We start from the raw sequence: 7,862 nt of genomic DNA, 5'->3' as shown, positions 1-7,862 counted from the left end.
CCACCCCCCTGGGCCCGCCCCCCCCCCCCCCCCCGTGCGGGGGCGCTCCACCCTGGTGCCGCTAGTTTTCCCCCGGCTCGCGGCACCTCCTCTCCCCCTTCAAGTCCAAAGCAAATCAAAGGAGTCATCATATGTCCCATATTCTTCGCATCGACGCCTCGGCCCGCCACAGCGGCTCGACCACCCGCCAGCTCGCCGACCAGCTTGTCACCCGCCTCGTCGAACAGGGCTATGGCAGCGCCGTCACCCGTCGCGACCTGGCGCTCACCCCGCCCGCGCTGCTTACCGAAAGCTGGGTCGGCGCCAATTTCACCGACGACGCCGACCGCAGCGACGACCAGCGCGCCGTGCTCGCCCATTCGGACGAGCTGATCGCCGAACTCGAAGCCGCTGACACGATCGTCATCGGCGTCCCGGTCTATAACTTCGCTATCCCGGCTGCGCTCAAGGCATGGATCGACCAGATCGCCCGCGCCCGCCGCACCTTCCGCTACACCGAAACCGGCCCCGAAGGGCTACTGACGGGCAAAAAGGCGTATCTGGTCGTCGCATCGGGCGGTGTGCCGGTCGGCAGCGACTATGATTTCGCGACCGGTTATCTGCGTCATGTGCTCGGCTTCGTCGGGATCACCGATGTGACCGTCATCGAGGCGGGCCAGCAGATGATGGACGGCGATGCAGTGAGCCGTGCGGCTTCTGCCATCGAAGAACTGAAGCAGGCCGCCTGAGATGTCGACGCGCCGTCTGCCGAGCTTGTTCCTTTCACATGGCTCACCGATGATGGCGCTCGAGCCCAGCCCGGCGCGGGATTTCCTCGCCGGGCTGGGTCTTGTCTTGCCGCGCCCGCACGCGATCCTGGTCGTGTCGGCGCATCATGATGCGGCGTATCAGGGCGGCAAGGCGACGGTCACTACCTCGCCCGCCCCGCGGACGATTCACGACTTCGGCGGCTTCCCCGACGAACTGTTCGCAATGCGCTATCCCGCGCCGGGCGATCCGGCGCTGGCCCAGCGCATTTTCGGACTGCTCGCGGAGCGAGGGCTGACCGTCACCGCCGACCCCGACCGCGGGCTCGACCATGGCGCGTGGGTGCCGCTGTCGCTGATCTACCCCAACGCTGACATTCCGGTCGTCCAGCTGTCGATCGCGTCGAACGCCTCGCCTGAATGGCATTTCGCGCTCGGTCAGGCGCTGACCCCGCTGCGCGACGACCGCGTGCTGATCATCGGGTCGGGCAGCATCACGCACAATCTCCGCGCGCTATTCTCGGCGCGCCTGCCGATCGACGCGCCCGCAGCGTCGTGGGTCACCGGCTTCACCGACTGGATCGCCTATCGCATGGCGGGGGGCGCGGTCGACGACGTCCTGCATAGCGTCGAACGCGCCCCGCACGGCACCAACAACCACCCGACCCCAGACCATGTCCTGCCGCTGTACGTCGCGATGGGCGCGAGTGGGACGCCGCTCCGCGCCGAGCGGCTGCACCACAGCACGACCTATGGCCTGCTTGCGATGGACGTTTACGCTTTCGACTGAACGCCAGCCCGCCTATAGCGCGACATGCTCCTTTCAGACCGTGTCCTGTTCCTCGATGGCGAGGCCCTTGTTATCGACAAGCCCGCTGGCTTGCCCGTCGACGCCCCGCGCGACGGCAGCATCAGCCTTGAGAATCATCTCGACTTGCTCAAATTCGGTTTCAAGCGCTGGCCGCTCGCGGTCCACCGGCTCGACCGCGACACGTCGGGCTGCCTGCTGTTGGCGCGCAATCCCAAGGCGCATGGTCGCTTCACCCGCGCATTCGAGGACCGCGAGGTCGAAAAACAATATCTGGCGATCGTCGATGGTGTGCCGGAGGCCGACAGCGGCACGATCAACCTGCCGCTGAGCAAGGTATCAACCGCCGAGGAGGGCTGGCGCATGGTCGGCGACCCGAAAGGCAAGCCGTCGATTTCGCATTGGGAAAAGCTGGCGGTCTTGGGCGAGCGGAGTTTGCTGCGCTTTCGCCCCGAAACCGGCCGCACGCACCAGATCCGCGTCCATGCGCTCGAAGGGCTCGGCTTCGCACTGGTCGGTGATCCGGTTTACGGGCGCGGCGGCACCAAGACCCGCACCTTGCTCCACGCCGAACGGCTGGTGGTAAAACGTGACGTCAAGCCGTCAGTATTCGCCGAAGCGCCCTTTCCCGACAGCTTCATCGCGCTGGGCTTTACCGCGCCGGAGGGAGCCGCCCCGACCCGTGGCTGACATTCCGGAAAGCGCGATTTCGGAGAAGTTTCTCGCCGGCACCGGGCCGGGCGGGCAGAATGTGAACAAGGTCGCGACCGCGTGCCAGCTGCGCGTCAACGTCTATGCGTTGGGGCTTACTCCCGATGCGTTCAGCCGATTGAAAACGCTCGCGGGCAGCCGGATGACCACCGATGGCGAACTGGTCATCCTGGCACGGCGGTACCGAACCCAGGAAGGCAACCGCGCCGATGCGCGCGAGCGTCTGTCGGCGCTGATCGATGCCGCGCTGGTTCGCCCCGAACGCCGCATCAAGACCAAGCCGAGCAAGGCCGCAAAGGCGCGCCGCGTCGACAGCAAGAAGGCCCGCAGCAGCGTCAAAGCCGGGCGCGGACGGGTGCGCGGCGCAGAGTAAACGGCATATTTACAGTCGGGCGCTAGGGTCATCCGCGACAAGCGAGCGGAGCTATAAATGGGCGAAATCGTGAAATCGGTGTTGATGGGGCTCGGCTGCCTTAGCATCATGGGCTTTGTCGGCTGCAGCATGATGGGCGCCGGGGTGATGGTCGTCGCCGACCGCGCCGTCGACGTCGCGCGCGAAGACCAACGCTCTGAAAATGCACAAAAATCGCCGTGGGACAAATAGCCACACGAACCGCCAATTGACAGACGCTTGGCGCATCGCGATCGCGGTGCGATGACCGGCATCTACCGTCTCGACGCCCCCGCGGCCGCAATCGCCACGGCGTTCGCCGCCGACGCGGGCGACGATCCGTGGACCGGCGATTATGTCGCCCCCGGCCGCCCCGCACCGGTGGTCGTCAGCGACGGTCGCGGCGGCGCGCGCCGTTTTCTGCGCCCGAAACTGTGGGGCGTGCCGCCACCGCCGCGCGGAGATCGCCCCGTAACCCACGTCCGCAACCTGCAAAGCCCGTTCTGGATCGGGACGCTGCGCCATGCCGAACTGCGCTGCCTGATCCCCGCCACCGCCTTTTCCATATGGTCGGGGCCGGAGGGTGCGCGGCGCCAGCATTGGTTTTCGGTGCCGTCGCTCCCAATCTTCGCCTTTGCCGGGATTCACCGCGAGGGCGAGGATTGGCCGTGTTTTGCGATGCTTGCCACCGACCCCAACCGGCTGGTCGGTCGCTATCAGCCGCATGCAATGCCGGTGATCCTGCACCCCGACCAGCATGCCACCTGGCTCAGCGGAGAATGGCGCGACGCGGTGGCGCTCGCCGCCCCCTTTCCCGGCCAGTTGATGACGGTCGGAGACACCCCGCCGATGTAGGCGAAATTCACCATGTCTCTTCACTTCGAGGTAACCACCGGCACGCTAAAAGCGTGGGAATGACCATATAAGAACTGGGACCAAAGCAGTGTTGGGCAATTTCGTCATCGAAACCAAACGACCCGCCGTCACCGGCCGCCGCGCCGAGCGCGCTCCGGTGAAGGGGCGCGCGCGCTATCGCGAACCGGGACTGAACCCCTTTGATGTCGAATTGTTCGACCTGTCATCGACCGGATTTCGAATGGTGACCTTTTTCCGCCCGCAGATCGGCAAGCATATTTGGGTCAACCTGCCGGGGTTGCAGCCTCTCGAGGCGGTCGTCCGCCGTGCCGACGGCAACAGCTATGGGTGCGAGTTCGTCGACCCGCTGCACCCGTCGGTGGCGAAGCATTTGCAGGTGAAGCTGCGCTAATCGATCGTATCAATCCGCAGTCATTGCGACGAGCCGCAGGCGATGCGGCAATCCAGAGCGGCGCAAGGCCGCCCCTAGATTGCTTCGCTTCGCTCGCGATGACGACAGGGTTTAACCCTCCGCCCTCTCCGACTTCTTCAAAATATGCTTCCACTCATCCGGCGTTACGCGCCCGACGGACAGTCGCGACTGGCGGATCAAATCCATGTCGGCGAGTTTCGGATCGGCCTTGATCGCCGCCAGCGACACCGGATGCTTCAGCGCGCGCACCGGCGCCACGCGCACCACGACCCACGGCGACCCTTCGTCGGCGGTCGGATCGGGGAACGCGGTTTCCGTGACGCGCATGATCCCGACGCATTCCTTGCCGATATTGCTGTGATAAAACAGCGCCTCGTCGCCAACCTGCATCGCTTTCAGGTTCAGCTTGGCGGTGTGGTTGCGCACCCCATCCCACATGCCGGTGCCTTCGCGCACCAGCTGCTCCCACGGATAGGCGTCGGGTTCGGATTTCATCAGCCAATATGATTTTGCCATGTGGCTCTCTTAGCAAGCATCGATGGTTTGAAAAGAGCGAGCCTCTTTCCCTGCCCGGCCGACACTCCTACATGCGGAAACAGAGTCGCGGCCAACCAAGCGCCGCCCCAAATTGGATGATGATATGACCGCCGCCGTTCCGACCATTTCGATGGCGCTGCCCGCCGACCAGTTCGCCAAGCACTTTGGCGCGTCGTTTGAACGCTTCGGCTTCGCGATGATCACCGATCATGGCATCGACCCCGCGCTGATCGACGACGCCTGGGCGAAGGCAAAGGATTTCTTTGCGCTGCCCGAGGAGGTCAAGCGCGCCTATCACATCCCCGGCGGCGGCGGCGCGCGCGGTTACACCCCGTTCGGGACCGAGATCGCCAAGGGCGCCAAGGAAGTCGACCTCAAGGAATTCTGGCACGTCGGCCGCGACCTGCCCGCGGGGCACCGCCTCGCCGCGCAGCAGCCGAACAATGTCTGGCCCGCCGAGGTCGAGGGCTTTCGCGCCGTTTACGACAAGCTCTTCGCCGAATTCGACCGCGTCGGCGGCCAATTGCTGTCGGGCATCGCGCGCTACCTTGGCCTCGCACCCGATTTCTTCGACGAAACGGTACTCGACGGCAACAGCGTAATGCGCCTGCTCCACTATCCGCCGGTCGAATCGCCCGCAAAAGGCATCCGCGCCGAGGCGCATGAGGACATCAACACGATCACGCTGCTCTTGGGCGCTGAAGAAGCTGGGCTCGAAATCCTCGACAAGGACGGCAGCTGGCTCCCGGTCAGCCCGCCGCGAGGTGCAATGGCGGTCAATGTCGGCGACATGCTGCAACGGCTGACCAACAACAAGCTCCCCTCAACCACCCACCGCGTCCGCAACCCCGACGCGGGCCGCGCGAGCGTGGCGCGCTATTCGATGCCCTTCTTCCTGCACTTCCGCTCGGACTATCCGATCGAGACGCTGGAGAGCTGCATCGATGACGCGCATCCGAACCTGTATCCGACGTCGATTACGGCGGACGAGTATTTGCAAGAGCGGCTGCGCGAAATTGGGTTGAAGAAGTAGGCGAACACCTCGGATCCCGGATCAAGTCCGGCATGACGAAGATAGAAAGTCAGCTTTGGGAGAGGGAAGCGGCCGATCAGCCGTCAGACTTGACCGTCGCCAATATAACAGTGGATGCTTCCCCAAACCGTCATCTTGCCTAGCTCTACGACTTGGAAGTTTTCAGCAAGGTGATCGTCGAGATTTTTGAACTCATCAATCTCGAAAACCTCCTGCAGGTCGGAGATTTCTAGATCCCGCACTTCAAGAAGCTCCAAATCCATCACCAATTGCGTGCAAGTCGTATCTTCATCGGGAGCGACGGCACCCATCCATCCGCACGCGCCCCGGGCTTCTTCTGGGAGGATATCTTGCGAAGCTTCTCCCCGTTCGAAAGTAACTAGAGCAGTCCAGCATCTTCCATCAGACATCAGTGATCTTCCTTGCAACCTGACCGATTACCTGCGCGCATTTCATGTAGCGCTCACGATCGGTCGGAGGCCGTCACCTCCCCTCCCAATAATCAAACACCCCCTGCTGCTGTTCGCGGATAAACCGCGCTGCCGCGGCGCCCTCCCACGGGCCGTCAAATCCCAGCAGCAGCGCCGTCCCGCCGACCCACCATCCCTGCCCCGGTAGCCGGTCGCTTTCGCGTACCACCAGCACTGCCAGATCGGGTTCGCCGTCGAGCGCGCACAGCCGGTCGACCTCGGCCAATGTCTTGCACACCGCGCGCATCTTGGGCCGCGTGAAGCGGAAGCCCAGGTCGCCCAGCAGTTCGGAATAGCTGACCGCGCGGCCGCCGCGCGCGGCTTCAGTCAGGATCGCGCGGATGCGCGAGGCGTCGCCGAGGGCGCTGGCGTCGGCGGCCAGCGCTTCGCCGCCTAGACCTTGGTCTTTGGCGGCCATGGGATGAATCCGGAGGTGCGCGCAACATAAGCGGCATAGTCGGGCCGCGTCTTGTGCAGCCCCTTTTCGAGCAGCGCCTTGCCCGACCATTTGGTGAGGGTGAAGGTCAGGAACGCCGGCCCGATCATGCTGGCCAGCGCGACCCACGGCCCGATGTCGGCGGCGATCAGCCACAATCCCCACCAGGTCAGCGCGTCGCCGAAATAATTGGGATGGCGGGTGTAGCGCCACAGCCCGGTATCGAGCACCTGCCCCTTGTTCGCGGGATTCTTGCGAAACGCATCGAGCTGCGCGTCGCCGATCGTCTCGAACGCAATGCCGATCAGTGCCGCGACCACGCCGAGTATCGCAACGATGCCGACGCCGTCCGACGCCGCACCGCCGCTCGCCCAGATGCCGATCTGCGCCGGCAGGCAGGTGATGAACAGCAAGGGCGCCTGCGTTAGGAACACGGTGAGCAGCGCCGTCTTGCCCCAGCTCCATTTCTTCGTTTCCATCGTCCGCAACAGGATTTTTGCGTAGCGCGGATCTTCGCCATGCTTGATCCAGCGCAGCCCCAGATGGATCGCGAGCCGCAGCCCCCACAGGCTGGTCAGCCCGAGCAGCAGCTTGGCGTGCAACGCGTCCGATCCTGCCTGCCATGCCGCGCCCCATGCGAGCAGCACCATGCCAAACGCCCAGAAGGCGTCAATGAACGACACGTCGCGGATCGCCACCGAAATCGCCCACAGGATCAGGATCACCCCCAGCAATCCGGCGAAATTGAGCGCCAGCAGCATCAGCAGGTCGGTCATGCGCGCATCTCCATCTCGTCCCGGCCGTCGTCGCCGACAATATCGTCGATCGAGCGCACCGCGCGCTCGGGGATTTTCGGGATGCAGGTACGATACACCTCGAGCACCTTCATCATATCCGCGCGAAAATCGCCGCTGGGCCAGATCAGCGGGCCGAGCCCGCCGGTCTTCGTCCCATAATCCATGAAGCCGACGACCATCGGCACCCTGGCCGCCAGCGCGATCTGATAAAATCCGGTGCGCCATTTCGTGGTTTTGCCGCGCGTCCCCTCGGGTGCGACGGTCAGCATGAATTCGGCGCGGCGCGCGAACTCGGCGACCATCTGCTCGACCACATTGCCGCCGCCGCGGCGATCGACCGGCACGCCGCCCATCTGTTTCATGAAACCGCCGAGCGGCCAGCGGAACAGCGACAATTTGCCCATGAAATGCGCGCGCAACCCCAAGTCGGCGGTGAGCCCAAGGAAATTGACGAAGTCCCAGTTGCTGGTGTGCGGCGCCGCGATCAGGATGAAACGCCGCGGTTCGGGCACCTGTCCCAAAGCTCGCCAGCCGCGCGCCCGGTACATCGCCAGCAGCAATCGCCGCACCATCCGCGCCACCGGCCCCGGTGGAACATCGCTAATCGTCGTCACGCCGTCTCCTCTACCCGTCGCACGGCTTGCG

13 protein-coding genes are annotated in these 7,862 nt (G+C 64.5%); 8 read left to right on the top strand and 5 right to left on the bottom strand.

The window, feature by feature from the left end:
• The first annotated feature begins 131 nt into the window (after positions 1-131).
• From K0M74_RS03985 to K0M74_RS03955, 7 genes are all read left to right on the top strand, one after another.
• Positions 132-728 carry an NAD(P)H-dependent oxidoreductase gene (locus tag K0M74_RS03985; RefSeq protein ID WP_293968298.1) on the top strand — a complete coding sequence of 199 codons (597 nt, stop codon included), beginning with the start codon at positions 132-134 and terminating at the stop codon, positions 726-728.
• 1 nt (position 729) lies between these two features.
• On the top strand, positions 730-1,536 hold the full coding sequence (locus tag K0M74_RS03980) for a class III extradiol ring-cleavage dioxygenase (protein WP_293968295.1): 807 nt from the start codon (positions 730-732) through the stop codon (positions 1,534-1,536).
• 24 nt (positions 1,537-1,560) lie between these two features.
• A complete protein-coding gene (locus K0M74_RS03975; RefSeq protein ID WP_293968292.1) occupies positions 1,561-2,244 on the top strand; it encodes an RluA family pseudouridine synthase in 684 nt (227 codons plus the stop codon).
• Positions 2,237-2,638, top strand: coding sequence for an alternative ribosome rescue aminoacyl-tRNA hydrolase ArfB (arfB, locus tag K0M74_RS03970; protein WP_293968289.1), 402 nt, complete (start codon positions 2,237-2,239; stop codon positions 2,636-2,638). Before K0M74_RS03975 ends, arfB begins: the two co-directional genes overlap by 8 nt.
• Positions 2,639-2,695: 57 nt before the next feature.
• Entirely contained in the window at positions 2,696-2,869 is a 174-nt protein-coding gene (locus K0M74_RS03965; protein ID WP_293968286.1) for a hypothetical protein, read from the top strand.
• Between the two features lie 51 nt (positions 2,870-2,920).
• Positions 2,921-3,511, top strand: coding sequence for an SOS response-associated peptidase family protein (locus K0M74_RS03960; RefSeq protein ID WP_293968283.1), 591 nt, complete (start codon positions 2,921-2,923; stop codon positions 3,509-3,511).
• Positions 3,512-3,599: 88 nt separating this feature from the next.
• Positions 3,600-3,923: a PilZ domain-containing protein gene (locus tag K0M74_RS03955; protein WP_293968280.1), complete on the top strand. Its 324-nt coding sequence runs from the start codon at positions 3,600-3,602 to the stop codon at positions 3,921-3,923.
• Between the two features lie 111 nt (positions 3,924-4,034).
• On the opposite strand, the gene K0M74_RS03950 is transcribed toward K0M74_RS03955, so the two are convergent.
• Positions 4,035-4,460, bottom strand: a complete 426-nt coding sequence (locus tag K0M74_RS03950) for an EVE domain-containing protein (protein ID WP_293968276.1) — start codon at positions 4,458-4,460, stop codon at positions 4,035-4,037.
• 124 nt (positions 4,461-4,584) lie between these two features.
• On the opposite strand from K0M74_RS03950, the gene K0M74_RS03945 reads away from it, so the two are divergent.
• Positions 4,585-5,514, top strand: coding sequence for a 2-oxoglutarate and iron-dependent oxygenase domain-containing protein (locus tag K0M74_RS03945; protein ID WP_293968273.1), 930 nt, complete (start codon positions 4,585-4,587; stop codon positions 5,512-5,514).
• Between the two features lie 83 nt (positions 5,515-5,597).
• On the opposite strand, the gene K0M74_RS03940 is transcribed toward K0M74_RS03945, so the two are convergent.
• The 4 genes from K0M74_RS03940 to K0M74_RS03925 all read right to left on the bottom strand — a co-directional run bounded on the left by K0M74_RS03940 (position 5,598) and on the right by K0M74_RS03925 (position 7,831).
• Positions 5,598-5,924 (bottom strand): hypothetical protein, encoded by a 327-nt coding sequence (locus K0M74_RS03940; protein ID WP_293968270.1) that lies wholly within the window; start codon positions 5,922-5,924, stop codon positions 5,598-5,600.
• Positions 5,925-5,997: 73 nt separating this feature from the next.
• Positions 5,998-6,402 carry a ribose-phosphate pyrophosphokinase gene (locus tag K0M74_RS03935; RefSeq protein WP_293968267.1) on the bottom strand — a complete coding sequence of 135 codons (405 nt, stop codon included), beginning with the start codon at positions 6,400-6,402 and terminating at the stop codon, positions 5,998-6,000.
• Positions 6,378-7,196, bottom strand: a complete 819-nt coding sequence (locus K0M74_RS03930; protein ID WP_293968264.1) for a DUF1295 domain-containing protein — start codon at positions 7,194-7,196, stop codon at positions 6,378-6,380. Before K0M74_RS03930 ends, K0M74_RS03935 begins: the two co-directional genes overlap by 25 nt.
• The gene (locus tag K0M74_RS03925; RefSeq protein WP_293968261.1) at positions 7,193-7,831 is read right to left on the bottom strand and encodes a lysophospholipid acyltransferase family protein; all 639 of its coding nucleotides are present in this window, start codon (positions 7,829-7,831) and stop codon (positions 7,193-7,195) included. The genes K0M74_RS03930 and K0M74_RS03925 overlap by 4 nt, the downstream gene beginning before the upstream one ends.
• Positions 7,832-7,862 lie beyond the last annotated feature (31 nt).

Source organism: Sphingopyxis sp., assembly GCF_019459305.1.
Taxonomy (GTDB): Bacteria; Pseudomonadota; Alphaproteobacteria; order Sphingomonadales; family Sphingomonadaceae; genus Sphingopyxis.
Note: the sequence above shows the minus strand (reverse complement) of the source record. Positions and strands in the feature narration are given on the sequence as shown.

Coding starts and splice junctions, on each gene's coding strand:
- K0M74_RS03985 (WP_293968298.1), top strand. CDS start 132: ATGTCCCATATTCTTCGCATCGACGCCTCGGCCCGCCACAGCGGCTCG.
- K0M74_RS03980 (WP_293968295.1), top strand. CDS start 730: ATGTCGACGCGCCGTCTGCCGAGCTTGTTCCTTTCACATGGCTCACCG.
- K0M74_RS03975 (WP_293968292.1), top strand. CDS start 1,561: ATGCTCCTTTCAGACCGTGTCCTGTTCCTCGATGGCGAGGCCCTTGTT.
- K0M74_RS03965 (WP_293968286.1), top strand. CDS start 2,696: ATGGGCGAAATCGTGAAATCGGTGTTGATGGGGCTCGGCTGCCTTAGC.
- K0M74_RS03960 (WP_293968283.1), top strand. CDS start 2,921: ATGACCGGCATCTACCGTCTCGACGCCCCCGCGGCCGCAATCGCCACG.
- K0M74_RS03950 (WP_293968276.1), bottom strand. CDS start 4,460: ATGGCAAAATCATATTGGCTGATGAAATCCGAACCCGACGCCTATCCG.
- K0M74_RS03945 (WP_293968273.1), top strand. CDS start 4,585: ATGACCGCCGCCGTTCCGACCATTTCGATGGCGCTGCCCGCCGACCAG.
- K0M74_RS03940 (WP_293968270.1), bottom strand. CDS start 5,924: ATGTCTGATGGAAGATGCTGGACTGCTCTAGTTACTTTCGAACGGGGA.
- K0M74_RS03935 (WP_293968267.1), bottom strand. CDS start 6,402: ATGGCCGCCAAAGACCAAGGTCTAGGCGGCGAAGCGCTGGCCGCCGAC.
- K0M74_RS03930 (WP_293968264.1), bottom strand. CDS start 7,196: ATGACCGACCTGCTGATGCTGCTGGCGCTCAATTTCGCCGGATTGCTG.